This is a genomic window from Paenibacillus sp. PCH8 (assembly GCF_002968835.1).
GTDB lineage: Bacteria > Bacillota > Bacilli > Paenibacillales > Paenibacillaceae > Paenibacillus.
This window is the reverse complement of the sequence record NZ_PKQK01000001.1, coordinates 1473776-1498099: the sequence shown is the minus strand read 5'-3', so window position 1 is coordinate 1498099 and position 24324 is coordinate 1473776. Positions and strand designations below refer to the sequence as shown.

The following is a 24324-nucleotide window of genomic DNA, read 5'->3' as shown; positions in this document are numbered from 1 at the left end:
TCTTCTTGTTCAATAACGTCATTGTCATTAGTAGTGCACCAGGCGTCTGCCCAGCAGGAAAGATACACCCGAGAGCACTACGCAGATCAGAATAATCACAACGGCGATGGATGAAGCTTCACCGACATTGAAGGATTCAAATGCAGATTGATAATACATGTACAGCAACGTTCTCGTGGATCCCGCCGGTCCGCCCTGAGTCATGACGTTAATCTGGTCATAGGCTTGCAGGGATTGGATCGTAAGAATAATGGAGAGAAAGAATGTGGTTGGCGAGATGAGCGGTAACGTGATACTTCTGAACTTGTCCCAACGGCCTGCCCCATCTATGGAAGCTGCTTCGAGCAGATCGGATGGCAGGTTCCGCAGTGCAACCAGGTAGAATACCATCGCCCATCCAATCGATTTCCAGAGCGTAACGATCAATACGGCGACCAGTGCCCAGTCCATGTCACGCAACCAGCCGATGGGCGATACACCGACCCAGCCAAGCATCAGATTGGCGAGTCCCACCTCTGGTTCAAAGATCCAGGACCACGCAATGGATACTGCAACGGTCGGTGTAACCCATGGCGAGAAGAGTAACGTCCGAAAGATGCCGGATGATTTTATTTTGCTATTCATGAGCATAGCTAGCGCGAGTCCGCCCACAATCGTTGGAATCACACTCCCAAGTCCGAATAACAAGGTGACTTTCAGTGACCGATAGAATTCAGAGTTCGTCAGCAGATAACTGTAATTGTCCAGTCCCACGAACAGCTTGTCCGGGCTCATGAAATCCCAATCGGTGAAACTGAGATACACGATATATCCCAAGGGTCCCAGCCAGAAGATCAGCAACGGGATTAGAGCTGGCAGCGTGAATAAGACTGCTTCAGACTCCCTCCATAGTTTTAAACGCAATTCCCCCACTCCTTACTGTCCAAATTTTCTTTAATGCTTGGGAATTTTCAGTGATAATTTCTTTTATATTTCTTCTGTACAAAATTTATTGTACACTCGTATTGAAAAATCTAATTCCGGGTTGTGTTAAAAATGAAGCCAGTCATGTAAAATATGAAGCAGCTAGTGGGAACGCTATCATAAACCAGAGGTGACATTGTGGGAAAAGAAACTGCCGGGAACCCGAATCAATCTTCATTACCCGATCGGTATGCGCTAAGGGAGAGAGTCATTGAGGCCATCGCCAATACGATGGATCTGTATGGGGTTAATCATACGTTCGGTAAATTATACGGCATTATGTATTTCGAAGATCGACCGATGACACTTGAAGAGATGAAGACCTCGATGAATATGAGTAAAAGCAATATGAGCTATGCGGTTCGTTCACTTACCGAATCACAGATGATCTATAAAATGGAGGAAAAGAAAGAACGCCAGGATCAGTATGTGGCTGAAACGGACTTCTATCGTACCTTTCAAAACTTCTTCGGATCGAAGCTGCAGCGGGAAGTGGATGTGATGTTGGAAGGTATTCGTGAAGTGATTCCTGACCTGTCGGCCATGATTCTTTCGGAACATACTTCTTCAGAAGATCGGGATGAGGCGCTGCGTGATCTGCACAAGCTCCAACATGCGGAGCAGTATTATGTCTGGCTCCAGGGATTCGTGGATCAGTTACGAGACGGCAGATTTTACGAGAATGTCCAATCAAGAGTAACTGAGTAAATTAATTGGGAATATTAGTATAAAGTGTATGAAGGGCATACCGAAGACTCCCGTGTGCTCTACACATTATTTAGTCAGACTAATCTTGTATAGACCGGAGATAGAAAACAGTTCTTTTTATATACCTATAATTAAATCCTAAGAGTATATTTTTTTCAATAATAGTATTTATATAGTGTTTTTTGCCTAATTCTAGTGGGTGTATTATAATAGTTATTTAGCATCAACAATGAATTAATGAGAGGTGAATCATGTTGTGCCTGTCTTCCCTAGAACATCCATGAACTCCGTGCCAGCGACTTGGAAGACCAAGCTGGATTTTTCATCACATCAATGGAGAGAATGGGAATATCGTGATTGTACACATCCCAATTCGGAGCCATTTTTAAGAATTCCCAAGAAGCTTTGGAGTAAGCGAGTACACTATCAAAGTAAAATCATTAAGAAAATCCAACTTGAATTGGAGATACTCCAAGAGCAATTTACCTTCCCATATTTATTTATTCTAGCTGATTTGGAAGGTGTCATATTGGATTTATGGGGTGAAGGTTCTCTACACTGGAGTATGAAACCATTAAAGCTCAAGAAGGGATCCTTGATTAACCTTCAGTCTAGTGGTATTAATGCATTATCTATTTCAATACAAACAGGAGAGCGTATTTTTCTTACAGGTACCGAGCATAAACCAACTTTACTTCAAGATTGGAAATGTCTTTGTCTTCCTATTAGTGTTAATGGTACAATATTCGCCTACTTAAATTTCAATTTTTTCTCAATTCATATGTATAATACCTCTTTCGCATTATTGGCAGCCATAGTTCAACATGTGGAAAAAGAGCTTGAGAGCGAACGAATTGATGAAGAGCATAAGTGTGGAGTATTTGAAACATATCATTTTACGGAAAGAGAAAGAGCAGTTGCGACATTATGGTTACATAATAAAGGCGCACTCTATATCAGTGGAGAACTTGGTATTACGGAGGGAACCGTTCGAAATTTTGTTAAGAAGATTTATGCGAAATGTAATGTAAGAGACCGCGTGAGTTTTATACAGAAGTTCCTATAGATTGTAATTAGTACCAATAAAAATAAGATCATAAGCTCCTGGAGGGTGAGAACCCTTGAAAAGAAATAATACATATATCCACCTAACTGCCAACAAGAAGACAACTAATATAAAAAAGCAGTTTCCTTCCTGTTAGTTGTTGAAAGTACTATGCTCCCCATAAAGTAGACAGGCGAATTAGTAGCATCCTGTTACTGAACGGGGAGCATTTTATATGGAATACAAATTTTCGGCACTTTTGGTAAAGAAGCACGATATGAAAATCACGCAAACTATGTCCCAAAATATAAGCTTACAATTACGAATGGTTACAACAAAAGGCACAACTATAGATCACACTAAACCCTACTAAATAATTTTCTTTCATAACGCAGTTATTTACTCCAAAAATCAGTTTTTTCAAGAACCCATTGAAGTGCCGATTTTTGCTCTGTAATTATGTGGGCTTCCATTTGCATCCCTGATTTAATCGTACTTTCTTGACCAAGTGCATTACGCAAAGCAATCTTTTCTAAAGAAGCCTCTACAATATAATAAGATGTACCATTATGTGCGTTAATTAGAGCATCACTACCTATAGACTTTATTTCCCCAAGTACGGACCCATATTCTTCTCGAGGATATGCCGCAAAATGGAAACGCACAGCATCGCCTTCATGAATTCGGCCAATATCTTGATGATTCATTGTTATTTGGACAGTATAAATCGTGTTATTAATCGGGACAATATCCATAACTTGTAGTCCTTCTTGAATTAGTTGTCCTTCGCCTATTTCATTTAACATATTGATTACTCCTGAGATAGGAGCAATAGCAGTGTACTTGTCTAATGAAGTGTTGATAGCTATTAATTGACTATTGAGTTCAGATCGTTGTTTGTTCAAATCATCAATACTTCCTTGCAGTTGAACATATGATTCAGATTTTTGTTTATCTAAATTCTTTTTCTGCTCAAGCGCCTCTTCTAGCTCAGTTTGGACTGTATACCTGAACTCACTTCGACTAGTCTCCATTTGTATTTTCAATGACTTAATTTTTTCCATTATCGTGGCGGCGTTGATTTCATCATTACTGAAAATTGCCCGCTTGTAATCTTGCTGCATTTGTGATTCTGATAAGAGGCTCTGTGCGTTCTTTAGCATGAAATTCTCGAATCTCTCAAATTCTGCTAAACTAGCATCCAAATAGTTTTTACCATAATTAAGACTTTTAAGCAGAAGGCGTTTATCACCAATACTTCTATCTATTTCCACTTGATCTTTAATCGTTTTAGAGATATCTAGTTTTATTTTATTTTCAACTGGATTGTCATTTTCCATTAGAGTTTTGTCAGCATACGTCTGGATCACTGTCTGGTTTCCAGACTGGATTGTAGAGTACAGTTTCTCTAGGCTAGACAAATACTTTCCTATTTTCTCATATTCGTTATTTAATTTCTCTTTATCTTTTTTTAGTGTACCTGTCTGTATAGAAAATAGTCTATCTCCTGCTTCCACCTGCTGTCCTTGCTTGGCATAGACTTGCGAGACGCTCCCCGTTGCTTTATTAATAATTTTTGAAATTTTCTCGTTTGGTCTGACGACCCCAGACGATTTTATGACAATATCGATTTGAGCTTTCCAGCTCCATATCAGAGCGATCATAAAAATAATTGTCAACAATACTAGAAACCAGCTAATAACTTTAGGAGATTTACTCTCAAGCATTTCTCTGCTATCTATCATCTCTTCGAAATTAGTAAGTTTAATGCTCATGAGGTTGCACCTACTAAATTATGCTCATCAATGTTTTTATCTTTTTTGTTCTCTTGCTCAGTTTCAATACCAGGAAGTTGGTCCTTCCAGAGTTCATAATAACGTCCTTGTTTTTTTAATAGCTCGTCATGTGTTCCCGATTCAACAACCATCCCTTGATCCATCACAAAAATGCGATCACATCGCATGACTGTACTTAAGCGATGAGCAATAATGATCATCGTCATTTCCGTTAATCCATGAATCGTATCAGATACCGCCTTTTCAGTAGTTGTATCTAGATTACTAGTTGCCTCATCCATAATAAGAATATCTGGTTTGTTAAGCAAGGCACGTGCTAAAGCCAACCTTTGTCGCTGTCCACCTGATAAATTAGAAGCATTCTCTTCCAGTGTTGTTTGGTATCTAAGTGGCATCTTATTGATAAAATCATGTGCACTGGCTTGTTTGGCAGCCTCAACAATGTCTTCCATTTCAATATCCAATGCAGAGCCTAGGGAAAGGTTTTCTCGGATCGTTCCACTAAAGAAAAATGTCTGTTGGGGTATATAGCTTATTTTTTGTCTTAGAGAATCAATAGCAATATCTTTAATATTGTTATCACCGATTAGAATTTCACCATTTTCGGTTTCATAAAATTTGAGTAACAATTTGGACAATGTTGTTTTCCCAGATCCACTTTCCCCCACTAAGGCAATCTTCTCTCCCTTTTCAATCCTCAGAGATACGCCGTTAAGAACAGATTCTCGTGTTCCATAACGAAATTGAACGTTACTAAAGGTGATGGATTCTTTCAGAGAAGCTGGTTTTATATTCTGGTCTTCGGCTTCGTTTTTTTCGGGCTCCAAATCCATAATTTCTGCCAATCGATCAGCAGCTACAACAGCTGTCTGCAAGGAAGGTTGCAAATTAATCAGATTCAAGATTGGATCAATAAAGTAAACTAACAAGGCATTGAAAGTGATCAATTGTCCCATTGTCATGTCCCCGTTCAAAACCTCTCTTGCTCCTATCCATAAAATCACAATACCACCCACGCCTTGTATCGTTCTTTTTAATGAAGATTGTAGATTGTTCGAGAAACCGAAACTAAATAGCGTACGAAGTAACTTTACAAATCTCTTCTCTGTTTCCAGGTTGGTTTTTCTTTCCGCTTGATAGGCTTTAACCGTTTCAATTCCGTTAACCGATTCGACAATATATGAAGTGAGAGCCGCATTTTGCTCCATTTGTTTACGGTTTTGTTTGTCGAATGTGCGATGAAAGCCCCATACTATTGAAGCATATAGAGGAACCATAATCGCTGTAATACCGAATAGGAAAGCATTTTGGTTATACAATATAATACCACCGGCTACAACCATGAGCGTATCAATCATTATGGTCAAAGCGGCACTAGAGATAGCATCCCTCACTTTTGAGGCATCCAAAAGTCTAGATATTACTTCTCCTGTCTTACGTGTTTCAAAGAAGGTTAGCGGAAGCTTTAAAATATGATAGTAATAACCCATAATTAGGGATATATCCAATTTTTGACTTAAATATAATAGTAAATGACTTCTAAAAGCATTCAAAATCGTTTGAAAAATGGTAATTGTAATGACACCGATGGATATCCAAGTTAATGTGTCTTCCAATCGATATGGGATAATGGAGTCCAATAAAAATTTAAAATAAAAAGCACCGAGTATTCCGAGTACAGTATATAAAAGGGATGTAAAAAATATCCCTAATAACATTCGCTTTTGGGGAATTAAAAGGGAGAAAAAACGAGAAAGCGTTCCTTGTGTTTCATCTTTCTTCTGAAACTGTGTTGTTGGTACCATTAGTATTAGAACACCAGTCCATATTTTAAAAAAATCTTCCGGGCTATACTTTACGATCCCTTGAGCAGGATCAGCAACAATCACTTTCTTTTTTGTGATTTTATGTATAACAACATAATGAAGAAGCGTCTGGCCTATCACAACATGTGCCACACAGGGCAAAGGGAAATCGCTAAAAAAGGCTTCTTTATCTCCCTTAACTCCTTTTGCAGAAAAACCAATTTGTTCTGCAGCTTTAATAAGTCCTAGCGCGTTAGTTCCTTGCTTGTCCGTCCCAGCAATCTCTCTTATTCGCGCTAAGGGCATTTTCAGCCCATGATGCTGTGAGATGGTCGCTAAACAAGCAGCACCACAGTCTTTAATATCATATTGCTTTTGTATGGTATATCGTTTGAGTAGAGACATGCTGACCTCCTGATGCAACTTCACTATACATTATGTGATTCCCTAAGAATGAGAATGAAACCTAGGTACTCTTATTAGTTTTAGAAATAAAGAATACCTAGGAGACAATCTGCGTATGTTTTTTATTGATTTGACTGCTTTAAGTAGATAAACTCTCCAACATCTTTGCCAAAGTTATAAATAAGTACCGCACCACTACAAGCAAAAAAAATGAGAAGTACTATACCTAAAAAAGGATTCTTATCAACAAAAGTACTTAAGTTCAGAAAAAACATTTTTATTGTACTCACAATAAACACAACCCCTTAAACGCGTTAAGAACAACCTTTTAAAATTTAAAAACTATTTTTTAGGAACTGTTTTAGTTACTAGCACCTTTGTAGCCGCTGTATACTCCGGCAACGAAGATCACAGCAACAACTATTAATCCTACTACAATCCCAGCACCGCCACCATTAGTTTCTAACTTCTCTTCGAAAGTCATTTCTTGCATTAAACCCATACTGACATTCATTATTTTTACCTCCACATATAATTAGTGAGTAAGATAGTACAATGTTTCTCCAACTACTTTGCCTGCTTCATAAATGGCAACAACTCCGGCAGCAACTCCGGCAATAATTTTGCCCAAACCTCCGCCGTTCACATTCATTAACTCTTCGTTACTCAAAGTTTGACCGTTAAAAGTAATTTGATTAGTCATGGTTTCACCTCCCTTCGGTATTAGAAATACCCATGTATATATCTACTTTAATTTCTGCGGAATAGCTGGATAGTTCCTTATAATTATAAGAATTGTATATTACACCTGGATTCAGCTTTTCTTGATTTGCATATGTGATAAGCCCTCTGTAAATATCTTGTAGAACCGAGGGACTACCAACATATCTGTAGTGTATATTTTTCCCAATATTAAAATTAGCTATAACTTTGTATGGTTCAGGGATAAGTTTAGTGTTTTTAATTGGAAGTAATATACTCATTAAAATAAATTCTTTTTCACCAATCTTCTCCACACCTAAATTCGCGGTAATTAAAGGGCCTTCTATCTCACAACCTAACAATGTAATTTCACCAATAAATTTTGAGATTTCAGGGTTCAATTCTTCTGGCAAGGCTTTAAATTCATACATTGCTACATTGTTAAGACTTAGCTCAGTATTTTCTTTAATAAGATCAGGATTAAACATAGAGTCACTCCTATAATCATAGTGAAGTAATATATATAATCATAATTAAAGGTGAACAATTATGATATATCTCATATTGGATATAGACGAATTTATCTGGAGCCATCAACATATTAATGCATACTAGCTAATCAGGGAACTAAACCGGTAAATGATCTGGTACCGCTATAGAGCCTACCGATTATATAGATTTTCTAAACAAGACTATCTTTCTCGGGCCTGTCAGATATAGATTATGTTTTCCGATAAAGGAATTATAGAAAAAAAAAATTAGAGCGCCCATCTCTAAACCAAGGAAGGGCGCTCTAATTAAAATTTTACTATTCAAATGTTTTCATTTACTTTTCCGCTGCAGCTTCGATATCTGCATACGCCCAGTAGGATGAAGGTACGTCACTAAACGTTGGCGTAACTTCTCCAGTTAGTGGTGTGCGGTTGAACAATACGTTCAGTACTTTCACCGCTTCTGCACGCGTCAGCTTGCTGTCCGGTTGGAAGGTACCATCGTTGTATCCTACCATCAGACCCGTAGATTGCACGTAAGCAATCGCATCCGCTGCCCACAGGTCTGCAGATACGTCCATGAAGGAAACTGCTGTACCCGCAGCCGTTGCTGCGTTTGCTTGTTGCTTCTGCATCCAACGATATGCAATCGTCGCCATCTGGGCACGTGTAATCGAACCTTCCGGTGCAAATTGAGTGTTGCTCATACCGTTCATGATGCCTGCAGATTGAGCTTTTTGAATTTCATTTGTTGCCCAGTATGTTACAGATACATCTTTGTAGTTAGCACTATTAGCCGAAACTGTTCCCGCATCGACAGTCAGATTGCGTGCCAGCATCGCTGCCATTTGCGCACGAGTGACGAATGCATCCGGGCGGAAATCAGCACCGAAACCTTGGATGTACGGCTGCTGTGTACCTTGCGAAGCTTTCAGTCCATCCACGACAACGAGGGTGAATGTACTGAATTTCGTTACAGTAAATTCGATGCCTTCGCTGTTATCTGCGAGTTGCACCAGTTTGCCTTGAATCAATTCTTTCGTACCGTCACTATGTTCGATGTAGATCGCCAGGTTGTCCAATGCTTGCTGACGAGCAGCTGGATCGGTTGGAAGACTTCCACGTAGCGGCAATGTCAACGTTACTTCGCGACTCTGCATATTCGTGTCGATCTCTACTGGACGAGCCAGTACACGCACATTCGTATTCGGAGCAATCTCTTGAATCAATTGCTCTTTCTTCGCGCGTTCTTCGACTTCTTTGCGCTCCGATTCCTTTTTCAAAGGGACCACGCGGAAGTACAAGTCTTGATCGAATCCGGCGATCGAATTCGTCGGAACAGAAATCACTACGTTCTCTGTAGAGATTTCAAGTTTAAGCGAACCATCACTCAAGTCTTTCACAGCTGCTTTAGGCAGTTCAATACGTGTCTCGGACACGGCATCTTTGGTGTCTGGAATGACAATACGTGCGGTGTTCATGTTCAATTGTTTCGCTTTTTCCACCGATTCCTTGGCAATCGCTTCGGTCATTTTCACCAAATCTTTGATTGTACCGTTCGTTTCGGTTGTACGAGTGATTGGTGTCTTGGTCAGGTTGGTGCCGTTAGCTCCGTTGACATCTACTACAATCTGTTCCTGCTTTGTTGTTGGAGCAGGTGTAGACGTTACAGGTGCAGTCGTAGACGATCCGCCACCTGTGCTACCACCCGGGTTAGGCGTGGAACCATTGCCATTATCTGTGTTGCTATCACCGTTCTGTGTAAAAACAAACTTCACGGCGCGGCCTGGCAGTTCATCGCTGATTGCTTTGTAACGAACCCATACCGTTTTGTTGCCGCTAAAGTCAAAGCGCTGAATGGAGGCAACATCAAGCCAGTTCAGTTTACCATCTAAGGAAATCTCCATCGTGTTGTCCAAGCCCGTTAGGGTGTTATTGATGTCATTCCCCTTCACATTAGGAGCCGTAAAGAATCGGTTAAATACATATTGCAGATTCCAAACATCCTCGTAGCTGTCTTGTTCATTAAGAACCCATTCTGCCAGTTCCTTCTGATCTTCCGGACTCAGCTCTGCTCGTTTGGATAAATCAAGGGCACCTCTTAGATTGAACTTGTATTTACTAAAGAATGCCTCGCCTGCAATCTGATTTTTCATAGCTACATCAAGCCATTGATTCATTCGTGGAATAGAGGTAGCTTGCTCAAATGAATCGATAGGCATAGACAAGAGCTTCAGTACGATATCAGGATTCGCAATATCCCCTTTATGTTCTCCCTCTAACCTTTCAAAGGCTATTTGATGCAAGTAGCTGTAAGCAAAAACACTTTTATCTACTTTGTTAGCACGATCCAAATGTTGTTGTCCAATGCTGCGCAGTACATAGGTTTGTTGGTCATTAAAGTATTTAGGTCCATCTACCAATTGCTGGGCAAGCAGATCCAGCTTGTTCTGAAGAACACTGAGTTCCCTCTGCTCCCAGATGGATTGGGCCAGAACAGCAAGTTCCATCATATATTGAACTTGTTCTTTATTTTTGTAATCATTTTTCACGTAATGGATCAGGAATTCAGCAATGAAATCTCTAACCTGTAAAGATAAAGCTCCGTATCCATTAGGCAACGTAATTCCCAAATCAGGATCTTCCATAGCCAGTCGCATAGCTTCTATATTACGGTTACTTTTTGCAGTATTTAAGACAGTCAATGGATCGCTTTCGTTATCATCATGGAAAAATTGATTAATAACCGTTTGAATTTCTTTGAAACTTGCATATCCATTAACCGGTCTTTCACTAAGCATCAGATCAGCCAATTGCTCCTGCTCTTCGGATGAGAGGTTTTCCCATTTGCTGATATCCAAAGGGAAGCTTCCAAGTAGTTTTTCTTGGTTTTCTTCTTTGGAGTTATACGATTCGATACCTTCTTGAATTTCAAGTATCTTATCTAATACTTTCATCATATCTTCTGACGTTACTACCTTATTTATAAAAGGAGTATCACCTACTGCTGTATCCCTATAAGCCAGAATCTTCTTAATGGAAGGGTTACCTATGATTTTATGCTCATATAAAAAAGCGGTCATACGTCTTTCAATCTCTGAAGAGTTGAGATACAGATCAATACGTTCATAATATCCATCTTCGACACCAGGATAATCAAAATGCTGTTTCCGCTCTGCTAGTTTTCCATAAAATTCATCAAGAACCTCTCTGGAGTCTGCTCCTCCAATTTTACGGGGAAGTTCCAGGGCTTGCAGAGCCAATTGCACCAGATATTGAACTTGTTTCTCGTCCTGATATCCATTGCTAGTTGGTGGATCAAGACTCAGTACATGTACTGCGATGTCAATCTGATCGTCTTCAGATAACGATTTAAAATCAGGCTCGGTTATGAATTGTTTATTACGAAATAGGTCTATAACTTCCTGTTTAAAGTCAGAAGTATCGCCCTGCTTTATCTTTTTTTTGATTTCGTTAAACTGGTCCAACTCACTTAGCTGTGTACTAGGGTCGTAAGATTGCATTTGATAAGCGGCTTCCAAGCCGTTTTTATCTACAACCATTACATTGAAATAGTACGTCAAGTTGTCGCTTAAACCCATGTATTCTCTAGCAAATGTACCGTCTTCAGATTCTGAACCAATGATCCAGTCATCATTCCCATAATCTAGTGAGTCCCTGATTTCTTCCATGTCTTTCAGATTAGGATAAACCGAGACGTAGACCTGATATTTTAATTCATAGGATGGAGTAGAGGAGTCAGCATATTCCCAATGTACCTCAACATTGTTATCACCCGTGGGCTTAATTGTGATTAGGCCATCATTTCCTGGTACAGGATATGATGCTCCGGCACTGACCTTCCCCGCTGGTGCCAACCATGGAGCTATTAACACCAAAACGAGCATCAAACTAATTATTTTTCTATAATTCATGTACTGAACACTCCCTGTCTTATATTTTTCACATAAAAATTCAACCACCCTGATACGTAAGACCTATTGTAGAACGCAACTCTAAACAAACTCTAAACAGAATAATCAAATAAATGGAAAAAGATCCACCCTGTAGGTCAATAACAGGATGGATCTCAATTTTTATCGTCATGTTTCTACATTTTTTTGTCGGATGTATTATCCAGGGCCTATATAACTCTCACTCAATTCAAAGTATATCCACCGCCTACATCTAACGTACTGCTCAGGATTCGTTCCTTCTCACCGAAGGTCCGTTCCGACGCATCATCTAAATGATGTACACAAACAGCCTGGTGCCCGGTAATCCGTGGCAGCAGGCTGCTTCATTGTGGTCACTATATAGCGAGAAGCATGTGAATTCTGGTGTGTCAACTTACTCCTGCTCACCATTTCCACGTATATACTCACTTAACTTCCCCTCATATACAAGTTCCAGCCGTTCACTCTGGCGAAAATCATCCGGCGTCACAAGGGCAGGCAGTTTGTTCCATAGCTTGATACCTGAGCGCTGTAGAATCTCGGCGACAAATTGGGAACAGAAGTAAGAGTTGCTGAACTCCACTGGTTCCTTCAAGGTAATGCCGATCACGCCCAGCAGATTGTACATATATTTCTGGCGGCTGCGGATGAAGATGTGCAGCACACGTTTCATCTTTTCCACTTCACGGTCCGTCACCTGCAGCTCGTATATAACACATGTGGTATTGGGATACTTGCTGTATGTACCTGTCTGGATATCTTCCTTCACAAATCCACCATTCAGCGGATTGCTCGGATGCTTGCGACCGAAGCTATATAGCTCGGATAATTCCCGGTTAAATGAGATGGATGCGTGATTGTATGGCGCTCTGGTGTAACTCTGAATAACCTTGGTAAACAACGTCCCTGTATTCGTAAGCAGGATATAGATCGAGCGTTCTTCTGTCATAACCAAATTTCCCCTTATCAAGTTGGCACTATTCCTTCATAATAACATAGGTACCCTATAATGAAATCTTACTTTGAATAAGCAGGTGATCGGTACGTGAGCAGTTCACTCTTTACACTAACCCTAATCTTCACAGCTTTACTTGTGATACATATCGTGTACCAAATTATTGCCAAGCTTCAGCCAACCAAAGACTATTCAGGCATCGGCCAGAAAATCAAAACCTGGTGGGGCATGTTCGTGATCTTCTGCCTCGCTACGCTTTTCAACCCCATTGTTTCGTTAATCTCGCTCATGGTGCTTGCGTTCTTCTCACTCAAAGAATATTTCTCCATGATTCGCAGTACACGCAAAGCCGACCGCAGGCTATTCCTCTGGGCTTATCTGGCGATTCCGGTTCAGTTCTACTGGATCTACATTGGATGGTATGGCATGTTTATCGTGTTTATTCCGCTATATGTGTTCCTGGTGCTGCCTCTGCCGCGGTTAATTAATAAAGGTACGGTCGGTTTCCTGCGCAGTGTAAGCTCCACACAGTGGGGATTGATGCTGATGGTGTTCGGACTCAGTCACTTGGCCTATTTCCCATTCGCTTCACCCGAATACGGGTCCAAGCTGGTGCTCTTCCTCGTTGTGTTAACGCAGCTTAACGATGTAGTGCATTATCTGGTCTCGCTCTATCTGGGCAAACGCAAAGTGGTGCCCACCGCCAATCCTTTTGTCACATGGGAAGGGTTCGCCTGTGCATTCATCGTAACGACATCGACCTCCTATTTTGTCTATCCCTACCTGACGCCGTTTGATTGGAAATTCTCCTTGTTCATCGGCGCACTGATTAGTTTGGCCGGATTCTTCGGCAGTCTGACCGTGTCCGTACTGAAGCGGGATCTGTTAATCGGGGACGATAACAAGTTCGATTCGCTCAAAAAAAGCTATCTGAGCCGAGTCGACAGTCTCACTTATACTTCACCAGTGATGTTCCACGTGGTCCGTTATTTCTTTGACTTCATGTGATAATAGAATACCCTTCATCCTGAAATATGATTTCAAAGATGCAAAAAAAGCAGCCGATGGGCTGCTTTTCCTGTTCATCTGCTACTTCAACGTAATATCCTTCCCGGACATAAGTACATTTCCTTCATCATTCGTGAATACAAACGTCGCTTTGCCACGCTCGCCCTTCATCTCATCCGAATAGATAAATCCGGAGTACTGCCCGTTTCCGCTAAAATAAAAGCCATCCTTACCATTCTCACCATGTTCAATGGCTTCTTGTAGCGAATTCACAATCGTCACCGTGTTAGATGTCCAACGCATCTCCGTTAGCGTGTAACCCTTCGGAACCTGCTTGATTCCAAAATCAAAGCTGTTGCCCTCCATCGGTTTGTCCGACTGGTCAATCACAATCTCAATCTCCTCCGATGGTTCTGTGGATTCGGATTGAGCCTTAGGTTTGCCAGCATCATCGCTTATACTACCTTGGTCATTGTTCGTCTTTGCATCCGCATTAGGGACAGAACTTTCTCCAGCTTCCTCAACAGGTTGCTTCGACTGCGGATACGCATGCTCTTGAACAGACTCGGCATTATTTTGGACCCCGCAGGCACTGATCATGAGCGAGATACAGAGCACAGACATGCAGAGTGCAGACTTCTTTATATTCATTTTCATTATCGCGTTCTCCCTTCTTTCATCTATAACACATCCATCCAGCACACTTCTTATTAATCACTACACCATATCGTCCCTCATGAAGCTCCATTATATGTAAATGACTAATAAATTCGGTATGCACTCACTCTTGGATGAGTAATGAACACGGGAGAAACCACGCCATGACTTATACAATCTGATGTTATCGATCAAATCCCGGCAAAATTAAAACTTGTCCTGTCTGGATCGCGTTATGCTCCAGTTCATTCACTTTCTTGATCGCTTCTATATACACACGAGTATCCATCTGCTGAGGTTTATGCACCAAAGAAATCCCCCATAATGTATCTCCTTGAGATACAACCACTTGATCTCCTGATAAAAGCTGCTCATCGCCGGCAAATGCAGTGAATACAGCACCACAACCTATGATTATAATTAGAACTATGATGACCCACCTCAATAGCCAAGTTGGCATTTGAACATGCTGTCTGAATAGCTTTTGAACATACGTAATACGAGACTCGTCTGTTTTGGCGTAAACGGGTTTATAAATACTTTTGTACGTAGAATACCTCATTCTAGTCGACCTCCAAATTTTCGTTACGCTAATCTTTAACACCATACTTACCTATGTATTTTTCATGTAACAATGAACGGTCAATAATCATCTTTTGGGTCCAATAGGTACCTTTGCGTAAGTCACGCTACTTGGATAGGTCTATTTTACCAATGCACTCTAAACAAATTCTGAACAAGACCTATTCCATGATCATCAGGTGAGATTTAACATATCTATATTCATGCCTGATTTTCGGCGATGCTTGACACCAGGCTTTTCTATAATAAGTGAAGGAATAAGATTCTACGGAAGTAAGGACGTGCTACTCATGATCTCTACTGATCTGAAGGAACAATATTATCAGGCTCTAGTGGCCAAAAATTCGGAATTCGAAGGACTATTCTATGTTGGTGTCAGAACTACCGGTGTCTTCTGTCGGCCCACATGCCCAGCGCGTAAGCCCAAATTCGAGAACTGCGAATTCTATGAAACGGCTCAGCAGGCACTTCTGGCTTCATATCGCCCGTGTCAACGCTGTCGGCCGTTATCTCACCCTAACCAAGTATCGGACGTCGTGCGTGTGTTAGTGGAAGCTGTGGAGAAGGAGCCGGAGAAGCGCTGGAAGGAGCAGGATTTCAAGGCACTCTCCATCGATGAATCCACGGCTCGCCGCCAGTTCAAGAAGAGGTTCGGCATGACTTTTGTCGAGTATGCCCGCGCCCGGCGTATGGGACTTGCCCTGAAGAATATTCGCTCAGGCCGCACCGTGATTGATAGCCAGTTATCTACCGGTTATGAGTCCAGCAGCGGCTTCCGCGACGCCTTTTCGCGCATCATGGGTGCAGCTCCTACACAAGTGGATGAAGGGAATGTCTTGAAAGCGTCCTGGATTGACACCCGCCTCGGTCCAATGATGGCTGTTGCAGATGAAGAGGCCCTCTATCTGCTGGAATTCGTGGATCGCAGAGGGTTGGAGCGCGAAGTGGAGCGCCTGCGTAAACGGACCAAATCCGCTATTGTGCCTGGTTCAACAGCTGCCATTCAGTCCATCGAACGTGAATTAAACGAGTACTTTGAGGGCATGCGGACATCATTCGACACACCGTTGTTCTGTTTAGGAACACCATTCCAGAAGCGTGTGTGGGAACAACTAATAGCCATTCCAGCAGGTGAGACGAGATCATATCAGGATATCGCGATTGCATTGGGTAAACCAACAGCATGCCGAGCGGTGGCACAGGCCAATGGAGCCAATCAACTTGCCATTGTGATCCCATGTCACCGCGTAATCAATGCCAGTGGTGAACTGGGTGGATATGGAGGTGGGTTAACCCGCAAAAACTGGCTTTTGATCCACGAGAAGCAGGATAGCCTGCCCAATGAATAAGGTACGCAGCATATAGATGACCAACCATACTATATACCAAAGGAGAATTAACATATTGAATACCCTAAAGGAAAAAGCAACGTTGTTCCACCAATTACATGTGAAAGGGAATCCACTGGTTCTCGTTAACGTGTGGGATGCCGGAAGTGCACAGACAATCCAATCTGCTGGAGCAACAGCCATCGCTACCGGGAGCTGGTCCGTTGCTGCGACCTATGGTGAGCAAGATGGCGAAGCATTGCCGTTCCATCTGGTCCTTGCCAATCTTGCACGGATCACAACGAGCGTTAATCTGCCTGTAACGATCGATATAGAGGGAGGGTATGGGAGGTTTGCGTCAGATGTGAAGGCAAATGTGCTTCAAATTATCGAACAGGGTGCCGTGGGCATTAATATTGAAGATCAACTTCCAACGGGTGATGGCCTGTATGATGTGGAGGAACAGTGTCTGAGACTGTCGGCCGCCCGAGAAGGCGCGAAGCAGGCAGGCGTTCCGCTTTTCATTAACGCTCGCACAGATCTCTTTCTGCAAGATGCACCTGAACAACACAATGAGGCGCTCTTGGAAGAAGCACTCACTCGATCAAAGGCATATGCCGAAGCAGGAGCCAGCGGCCTGTTCGTCCCAGGCTTACAGGATCAACAATGGATTCAGGAACTGTGTGAACGTTCGCCGCTTCCCATCAACATTATGGTGACATCCGCGGAGCCTTCACCGAGACAACTTGCCGCACTGGGCGTAGCGCGAGTAAGCTATGGACCCTATCCTTATCTGCAAGCCATGGAACACTTGAAAGAGCTGGGACGAAGTATTTTAGCGAAAAAATAACGGAAGGCAATCTTCTTACCATTCTCAATTCTTACCTGAGGGGGGTGTATAAGCGATCATCTATGAGGTGAATACTCCAAACAGGTGCTGGACTGCACTTGTTTTTAAGTGCTTATTCCTTTTCAACTATGTTATAATCACCCCTATTGAACACTAGGAGGCAAATATGCTTAACGTTGAACAAAAACTTGAAATTCTACAATCGTATCCCCAAATGCAACGCAAGGATGTTTCTCTCGGTCGTGTTAATTTCCACTACGAAGAGAGTGCATATGAGAAAAAAATTGTTGCTCTCCATATTCATCCGAACGGCAACGGTTATATCTATGCAGGGCTACTGCCCAACGTGGAGACCGATGCTAAAGGGTTCGTCAATATTCGTGATTACTCCGAAGCAGATCTACGCACATTGTTAGATGAAACGATTAAAGCGATGTCTCACAATCCCAACGCAGTTGAATTCCAAGAACCAGAGCAAGAGCAAAAACAAGAGCAAACAAACACCGCTCTTCATTTTACTACGACCTCTTCTGGTGGCGGAACATGGATCGATGAAGATGGACATACACTTACTTTAAAATATGAAGATGACATGTGGTATGTGTATTCCGGTCATAATCTGGATATGGCTTTCGAATCTCGTAGCGAAGCTGGCGATTATCTCCACGACGAAGGGTTCAAACCACAGGCTCAGGCTTAACACGTACCACCAGAGATCATCCCTCTCCAACCGAAGTAGCGCTCGGATGATATCCTTCCATTTGGCGCTCAAAACTCATAAAGTAGTTCATACAGAAAAACACGAGGTGTATATGTGCTCCCTCGTGTTTTTCCTGATCCTAATGGATCGTTACCTCCATTTCCTTCATATAACAGTTAACTATTCCCTGTCAGTCTCTACTAGCTTTTCGCACAAGCGGCGCATTCTTCATCATCGGGTACGTAGACAGAAGTAGCGCACCACCAATGCATCCCAGAACGGTGAACAATGTCATGCCATTGATCCTGGCAATCCACAACATAAACTCACTAAGATCGCCCAAAGTAAATATCAGGGTAATGACCAGGCCAACTCCAAAGAACATCATGAAGAAGTTACGCAACCCCAGTCGCATCCAGCAGACCGTTGGGAAGACGGAGATACCCAGTACGAGAAAGCCACACATCAGATCGATCCACAGGTAGGATAAGAAATGATATTCGCTTGAATACAACATACCTGGTTGATAGAGGGTAACGTCAACAATTCCTTTTTCCTGAAGCAGGTGTATGAGGAAATACACCACATGCAGAATGGCCATGGTGCCTGCAACCATCCATACCGAGTTCATATAGAAGGATTTCATGAATTGAATTCGTGTACTGCCCATACCGATCGCAACGGGAAACAGTGTCATGATTCCCCCGATCGCAAATGTACATATCCCTCCGTACATGGGACCAAACAGTTGTGTGGTATACGAGGCATCAAATATGAAGCCAATGGCCAGATATACGACGGTGAGCATGAGCGCAATGGATGTGAATATGACCAGATACAAACGCATGTCATCGCGAATCAGTCGGTTCGTACCTTTTATTGCGTTCATGGTTTAACCCCCTCTTGATTACGGGTCCTGTTAACCAAATAATCTTGTAATGTCGCTTTCTCAATGGAAAGCCCCTGCGAATGAGCGATATCTTTCCACATTTTCGAATAGGGCTCATCAATCATCACTTTCACAGTCGATCCCATCTGGGAAGACTCTATAACCTTAACATCTGCTGTGACTCGATGAACATCATCAACTATCCCTGTTAGAAGAACTCCTTTTTCACGCATCTCTTCCATCGGTTGATTCAATAACACCTCTCCGGCTTGCAAAACGATAAGGGACTCACATAAGGGCTGAATCTCCTCAATATGGTGGCTGGATATCAGGATCAGACGTGGGTTATCTTCATAACTTTCCAGTAGCGCATTGTAGAAAAATTTACGCTTCTCAGCATCGAGTCCATTGGTAGGTTCATCTAGAATGGTTACCTTTGCATTGCTGGCAAGACCCAGTATAATCTGGGCAGCAGTCTTCATGCCTTTCGAAAATTTAATGATCTTCTTCTTCGCCGGTAGTTCGAACATATCAATTAAACGCTCCGCCAAATCCTGATTCCACTGCGGATGAAAATATTGCCCCATTTGAACCATGTCATTAACCGTCCAGTTTTTTCCCAGAGGATGGTTCTCTTGAATGTAGCACAGATGCTCTTGGGCAGCCAGATTATTATAGGGGTCTTGACCCATGATCTGAACGGTTCCACGATCCGGGCGGTTATGCCCTGCGAGCAGACTCATCAACGTTGTTTTACCCGCTCCGTTTCTCCCCCAGATCGCACCAATGATCGGCTCACTCTCATGTAACGTAACTTGGTTCAGAACGGGCGTCTTCTGGTAGCTGTAGTTGACCTGCTCCATATGAATCATAACTCACTCTCCTTATCCTTCTTGCCGCGAATCAGATCAATGATCATGTCTTCATTCATGTGAATCCGTCTGGCTTCTTCGAGTAAAGGCTTGATGTATTCTTCATAAAAATCCTGCTTCCGTTCAACGAGCAAGGCTTCTCTTGCTCCCTTCGAGACAAACATTCCAACACCTCGCTGTTTGTATATAATCCCCTTGTCCACGAGCTCCTGCAGTCCTTTGCGGGCCGTAGCCGGATTAATATTGTAGAATCGTGACAGTTCGTTGGTCGAAGGAACCTGCTCCTCCACCTTTAATCTGCCCTCCACAATATCGTCCATAATCATCGTGGCAATCTGATGAAAAATAGGCTGAGATTCATCCAAAGTCGATTTCATGTGTTTCCAACTTTCATACAGAATAATGTGACGGTTAGTCGGTTAGTTACTCATGTAACTAACTATAGTATACAGAATCGTAAATGTAAATAGGCGAACGTCAATTCATTACCTTACCTACTTTGGCTCTGTTATATTGATTAATAAGACCGTCGAGAACGATGGATTGCTGGATCACTTCAGGATGAAGCAGACTGTCGTATTCCATCTGTATGCGGTATAACTGTTGTCTGGCATCTTCAATCTGTGACATCAAATCCAGGCATTCCATAGAACTCCTCCTTTTTGTCATATTTTAGTGCATTATGCCAATCGAAGGCGCAGGTGAGATACGACATACTTATTCTTCCACTTCGATATACAAAAAAAAGAACGCCTCTGAAATGAATCAGAAGCGCCTTTTGGCTCAGGCTTATGTCCCTAAACCGTGATCATTTGGTCGGTTAATTGAAGGGTTGGGCACTTCCACAACCGGGGTAGGCCCGGTAACAGGGGTTGCAGGAGTAAGAATACTTACCACTACACTACATGTAACTATCAGCAAAGCCAGCTTTCTCTTCATTGAGTTTCTGCACCTCACCAATCAAAATTTTGTACTGCTGTATAGCTGTGTCAGACGCATAATCCCTATATTGTTCAAACAATCCGACACCTCTAAGCATACCTCGTCCACTGCTAATTTCAATAGAAAATCTTAAACTATCTAGAACAAATTCTATACCTAAATTAAACTCGTCTTTCTTTAAATAATATGCGCCCAAATCTGCTAAAAGTCGTAAATACCGATCATCCGTGACCTGCTTGCTCACTTTCCCAATCCGATTGCTCTGTTCCTGATAAGTAAAATAGGATTCATATTCCTCAAGTACATTATCAATGTTCATATTATAGCGATTAGCGGCCGTGACGATATCGCAAAGTGCTGGGAAAATCTCATTCTCCTTCGTAGAGATGTACGCCAGATATTCAGACAACACTTCAAACTGTCCGGCCATTAATTGATATATATAACGATTACCTTCAGCCCATTCCTGAAATTGATGAATGACCACCATTTCCTCTGGATCGGGTTCTTTGACCCAACGATAATCCGTATATAAAGCAACATACTTTAATGCCATTTCATAGTTGTTCAGATGAAAATAGGCGCTTCCTGAGGCCAAGTAGGCATACATAATATAAAAAACAATAGGTCGCTTAGTTTCTTCCTGTTTCCTTCTGCCATTCATCTCATAATGTATAGCTGCTTTCACCCTCAGCTTCTCAGACAGTTCCTGGACTTTACTCCATCGGTGGAGCGATGCAAAAGCATTAATCAGTTCGTTAAGTGCATCCAGCTGATAGCGTTCATCCAGCCGATCCATATAGTATTCAAACCGGGCTGCGATAATCAGATTCCGCTGCTGATCATTGGTTAGCCCCAACCTGAATAGTCGATATTGGCATAGGGCAAGCCGCTCGGAATGTTGCATTTTCTCACTTTCGGCAATGTTCTCGTATAGAAGAATGGCTGGTTTGAATTTACCCGCTTCGTAGAATTCTTCAGCCACATCAAATAACAAAGGAATATAGGATAGATTATCCATCATTAGACGAATAACCTCTTCGATACAATTCAGTTTGTCCAACTCGGCGCAACGATGAAGAAAGGGCCCCAGTCTACGCCAGTCCGGGGTTGCATGTACAAAACACTCATCTATGTATAACTCATAGAAGGAACCTTCTTCCAGTCTCATGGCGGAAGTGATGCGATCCAACTGTTGCATAGCAATCGGCCGATTTTTATTCAATATATTGCTCAGCGTACCCGAATTAATCCCTGACGTTTCCGAAAAATGACTAATGGACATCTGTTCACGCTTCAAATAAGTCTCTAAATGATCGCGTATCGTGGTTGTCGGCTCCAAACGAACACCACCCTCCAAAATAAAAACCATAAACAGGATTATCGGTATACAAAAGTAATTATATGTAATTATAAAGTAGTGGTCAATATAATAATTTCAACTATTTTGTATTAAAACCATTTTAATCCTTTTAACAAAATAAATGAACAAAATAAAGACTCTTATCCTTATTTTATATTGGATACAGGCTGGCATCAAACCTGAAAAACGAACAAAAACACGAGCCATCTTCCGGCTCGTGCTCTCAACTGACTCATCAGTCAGCATGCTCACTATAACTTGAATTTATGGCAGTACATTCCCTGCTGCACGGTAAATCTCATACCACTCTGCACGAGTGAGATGTACATCTCCTGCTTTCACACAGTCTTGCAGACGTTCAATGTTCATCGTGCCTGTCACAGGCTGCATCTGGGCAGGATGACGAAGCAACCATGCGATAGCCATCGTGGTGTTGCTCACGTCATACTTCGCAGCAATCTCGTCGATCTTCGCATTCAATTCCGGGAACTTGTCGCTACCCAGGAATACGCCTTCGAAGAATCCGTATTGGAACGGGGACCATGGTTGAATGGTGATATCATGCAGGCGGCAATAATCGAGAATACTGCCATCACGGTTAACCGCGGCATCGTTCTCCATGTTCACGTTGATCCCGCTGTCAATCATTGTGGTATTGGTGATACTCATCTGCAACTGGTTGGCTACCAGTGGTTGTTTCACGTATTTTTTCAACAATTCAATCTGGTTCGGGTTCTGGTTGGACACGCCGAAGTGACGAACTTTGCCCTCACGCTCCAATTGGTCAAAGGCTTCAGCTACTTCCTCCGGCTCAACCAATGTATCCGGACGGTGCAACAGCAGAACGTCAAGATAGTCAGTATTCAGACGTTGCAGGATGCCATCCACCGAATTCAGAATGTGTTCTTTGGAGAAATCAAACATGCCTTTGCGGATACCGCATTTAGATTGAAGAATCAAATTTTCACGAACTTGGGGATTCATCTGTACCGCTTCGGCGAAAATCTCCTCACATGTTCCTGTACCATAAATGTCGGCATGGTCAAAGAAATTCGCACCAACCTCCATTGCAGAACGAACGAAATGTTCGGCTTCCTTGCTGTCTAATGAATTAATCCGCATGCAGCCCACGGCGACCACAGGTACTTCGAGTGTGCTACTGCCAAGTTTCATGGTTCTCAAGATGTAATCCCTCCATATTCGAATATGTTTTTGCGTCTTACTCTGATTGTGACACACATCTGCAATCGTTTTCAATAGAATTATCCTATATTCATATGGAGAAATGATAGGTTCTCCTTCACTGCCTGAATTCATACAGAAGTAAGTTATACTTCTTCCGGTACAATCACCTCAATATGGCGAGGCAGGACACGGATGTGGATCGGCAGTGCAGGGCCTTCTTCCCCATCCACGTTGGTGCGAATGGCTTCGTTGGAGCGGACATGAACTTCGTTGGCCGTAAAATAATCCACATCCTTATGGTCCTTCAGACTACCAAACAACAGGGAAGTGCCTAGGGTCAGGCTGTTGAACACACCGATGTTCCGAATGACAAAACAGTGAATCAAGCCATCATCCACCTCAGCATCCGGGGACAACTTCTCGAATCCTCCAACCGAATTGGTCAGCGCTGCGAGAAAAAGAGGAGACTCCCCCTCCCAGATCTGTCCATCATATTCAATCGTTAGTTGGTTGGCCGGTGTGTTCACCAGGTCTTTCAATCCTTCTTTCAGATACGCGAACGAACCCAGCTTCGACTTCTCTTCCGATGATACAGAGAACAAAGCTTCCGCCAAAGAGCCGGCTGCCACCACGTTGGCAAACAAACGGTCATTAATCTTCCCGAGGTCCACGCTATGAATCTGATCCGAACACAACTGCCGAATAGCTTCCTCCGGGTCAAGCGAGATATTCAGCGCGCGTGCAAAATCATTCACCGTACCCAGTGGTACCACGCCTAATCGGGGACGATGATCCTGATCCATCATGCCGTTAATCGTCTCATGCAAGGTGCCATCTCCTCCAATGGAAATGACCAGATCACAACCGTCTTCGCAGGCATTCAGACAGAAGTTGGTCGCATCACCTTCCCCGGCTGTTTCGTTAACAACCACTTCATACTGTTGTGACTCCAGAATTTCTCGAACTTGGGACACATACTGCTCGGCCTCTTCCTTACCCGACGATGGATTGCTAATGATCATGGCTTGACGCATACTCACATCTTCCCCTCCAAAATGGCATCTTTACTTCATCTATACCCCTTTCAAGGGTAGGTTGAATAGGGTCTGGGGGAGATATCGA

General features: G+C 42.5%; 23 protein-coding genes. 6 read left to right on the top strand and 17 right to left on the bottom strand.

From position 1 onward, the window contains the following. Positions 1-27 precede the first annotated feature (27 nt). Positions 28-903 (bottom strand): carbohydrate ABC transporter permease, encoded by an 876-nt coding sequence (locus C0Q44_RS06560; protein ID WP_105406547.1) that lies wholly within the window; start codon positions 901-903, stop codon positions 28-30. A gap of 198 nt (positions 904-1101) precedes the next feature. On the opposite strand from C0Q44_RS06560, the gene C0Q44_RS06555 reads away from it, so the two are divergent. Next, positions 1102-1671: a GbsR/MarR family transcriptional regulator gene (locus tag C0Q44_RS06555; protein ID WP_105406546.1), complete on the top strand. Its 570-nt coding sequence runs from the start codon at positions 1102-1104 to the stop codon at positions 1669-1671. Positions 1672-1951: 280 nt separating this feature from the next. After that, on the top strand, positions 1952-2737 hold the full coding sequence (locus C0Q44_RS06550; RefSeq protein ID WP_181150877.1) for a helix-turn-helix transcriptional regulator: 786 nt from the start codon (positions 1952-1954) through the stop codon (positions 2735-2737). Positions 2738-3111: 374 nt separating this feature from the next. Here the strand turns inward: C0Q44_RS06550 and C0Q44_RS06545 are convergent, their stop codons facing one another. The 7 genes from C0Q44_RS06545 to C0Q44_RS06520 all read right to left on the bottom strand — a co-directional run bounded on the left by C0Q44_RS06545 (position 3112) and on the right by C0Q44_RS06520 (position 12820). Continuing rightward, a complete protein-coding gene (locus C0Q44_RS06545) occupies positions 3112-4491 on the bottom strand; it encodes an HlyD family secretion protein (RefSeq protein ID WP_105406544.1) in 1380 nt (459 codons plus the stop codon). Further along, a complete protein-coding gene (locus C0Q44_RS06540) occupies positions 4488-6722 on the bottom strand; it encodes a peptidase domain-containing ABC transporter (RefSeq protein ID WP_105406543.1) in 2235 nt (744 codons plus the stop codon). The genes C0Q44_RS06545 and C0Q44_RS06540 overlap by 4 nt, the downstream gene beginning before the upstream one ends. A gap of 361 nt (positions 6723-7083) precedes the next feature. Further along, a complete protein-coding gene (locus C0Q44_RS30075) occupies positions 7084-7236 on the bottom strand; it encodes a hypothetical protein (RefSeq protein WP_181150876.1) in 153 nt (50 codons plus the stop codon). Between the two features lie 21 nt (positions 7237-7257). Then, the gene (locus C0Q44_RS06535) at positions 7258-7425 is read right to left on the bottom strand and encodes a class IIb bacteriocin, lactobin A/cerein 7B family (RefSeq protein ID WP_105406542.1); all 168 of its coding nucleotides are present in this window, start codon (positions 7423-7425) and stop codon (positions 7258-7260) included. A gap of 4 nt (positions 7426-7429) precedes the next feature. Continuing rightward, positions 7430-7912, bottom strand: a complete 483-nt coding sequence (locus C0Q44_RS06530) for a hypothetical protein (protein ID WP_105406541.1) — start codon at positions 7910-7912, stop codon at positions 7430-7432. 338 nt (positions 7913-8250) lie between these two features. Next, positions 8251-11850 carry an S-layer homology domain-containing protein gene (locus tag C0Q44_RS06525; RefSeq protein WP_105406540.1) on the bottom strand — a complete coding sequence of 1200 codons (3600 nt, stop codon included), beginning with the start codon at positions 11848-11850 and terminating at the stop codon, positions 8251-8253. A gap of 415 nt (positions 11851-12265) precedes the next feature. Continuing rightward, a complete protein-coding gene (locus C0Q44_RS06520) occupies positions 12266-12820 on the bottom strand; it encodes a hypothetical protein (protein WP_105406539.1) in 555 nt (184 codons plus the stop codon). Positions 12821-12916: 96 nt separating this feature from the next. On the opposite strand from C0Q44_RS06520, the gene C0Q44_RS06515 reads away from it, so the two are divergent. Then, entirely contained in the window at positions 12917-13834 is a 918-nt protein-coding gene (locus tag C0Q44_RS06515; protein ID WP_105406538.1) for a phosphatidate cytidylyltransferase, read from the top strand. A gap of 81 nt (positions 13835-13915) precedes the next feature. Here C0Q44_RS06515 and C0Q44_RS06510 read toward each other — a convergent pair whose 3' ends face one another. Both C0Q44_RS06510 and C0Q44_RS06505 read right to left on the bottom strand, forming a co-directional pair. Beyond that, positions 13916-14491 carry a hypothetical protein gene (locus C0Q44_RS06510; protein WP_105406537.1) on the bottom strand — a complete coding sequence of 192 codons (576 nt, stop codon included), beginning with the start codon at positions 14489-14491 and terminating at the stop codon, positions 13916-13918. Positions 14492-14675: 184 nt separating this feature from the next. Further along, positions 14676-15053, bottom strand: coding sequence for a LysM peptidoglycan-binding domain-containing protein (locus C0Q44_RS06505; RefSeq protein WP_181150875.1), 378 nt, complete (start codon positions 15051-15053; stop codon positions 14676-14678). 310 nt (positions 15054-15363) lie between these two features. Here C0Q44_RS06505 and C0Q44_RS06500 point away from each other — a divergent pair, with 310 nt between their 5' ends. From C0Q44_RS06500 to C0Q44_RS06490, 3 genes are all read left to right on the top strand, one after another. Next, positions 15364-16422: a bifunctional transcriptional activator/DNA repair enzyme AdaA gene (locus C0Q44_RS06500; protein WP_105406535.1), complete on the top strand. Its 1059-nt coding sequence runs from the start codon at positions 15364-15366 to the stop codon at positions 16420-16422. 55 nt (positions 16423-16477) lie between these two features. Then, a complete protein-coding gene (locus C0Q44_RS06495; protein WP_219845172.1) occupies positions 16478-17251 on the top strand; it encodes an isocitrate lyase/PEP mutase family protein in 774 nt (257 codons plus the stop codon). Between the two features lie 166 nt (positions 17252-17417). Next, a complete protein-coding gene (locus C0Q44_RS06490; protein ID WP_105406533.1) occupies positions 17418-17951 on the top strand; it encodes a hypothetical protein in 534 nt (177 codons plus the stop codon). Between the two features lie 190 nt (positions 17952-18141). Here C0Q44_RS06490 and C0Q44_RS06485 read toward each other — a convergent pair whose 3' ends face one another. The 7 genes from C0Q44_RS06485 to C0Q44_RS06455 form a co-directional block, all read right to left on the bottom strand. Further along, on the bottom strand, positions 18142-18840 hold the full coding sequence (locus C0Q44_RS06485) for a hypothetical protein (RefSeq protein ID WP_105406532.1): 699 nt from the start codon (positions 18838-18840) through the stop codon (positions 18142-18144). Then, positions 18837-19712: an ATP-binding cassette domain-containing protein gene (locus C0Q44_RS06480; protein WP_105406531.1), complete on the bottom strand. Its 876-nt coding sequence runs from the start codon at positions 19710-19712 to the stop codon at positions 18837-18839. The genes C0Q44_RS06485 and C0Q44_RS06480 overlap by 4 nt, the downstream gene beginning before the upstream one ends. Beyond that, positions 19709-20089 (bottom strand): GntR family transcriptional regulator, encoded by a 381-nt coding sequence (locus C0Q44_RS06475; RefSeq protein ID WP_017691551.1) that lies wholly within the window; start codon positions 20087-20089, stop codon positions 19709-19711. The genes C0Q44_RS06480 and C0Q44_RS06475 overlap by 4 nt, the downstream gene beginning before the upstream one ends. Before the next feature lie 100 nt (positions 20090-20189). Next, complete coding sequence (locus C0Q44_RS06470) at positions 20190-20360, bottom strand: aspartyl-phosphate phosphatase Spo0E family protein (protein WP_105406530.1); 171 nt, start codon at positions 20358-20360, stop codon at positions 20190-20192. Between the two features lie 253 nt (positions 20361-20613). Then, positions 20614-21996 carry a transcriptional regulator gene (locus tag C0Q44_RS06465; protein ID WP_105406529.1) on the bottom strand — a complete coding sequence of 461 codons (1383 nt, stop codon included), beginning with the start codon at positions 21994-21996 and terminating at the stop codon, positions 20614-20616. 285 nt (positions 21997-22281) lie between these two features. Continuing rightward, on the bottom strand, positions 22282-23199 hold the full coding sequence (locus C0Q44_RS06460) for an aldo/keto reductase (protein ID WP_105406528.1): 918 nt from the start codon (positions 23197-23199) through the stop codon (positions 22282-22284). A 146-nt stretch (positions 23200-23345) separates the two neighbouring features. Further along, on the bottom strand, positions 23346-24236 hold the full coding sequence (locus C0Q44_RS06455) for a diacylglycerol/lipid kinase family protein (RefSeq protein ID WP_105406527.1): 891 nt from the start codon (positions 24234-24236) through the stop codon (positions 23346-23348). Between the last annotated feature and the right edge of the window lie 88 nt (positions 24237-24324).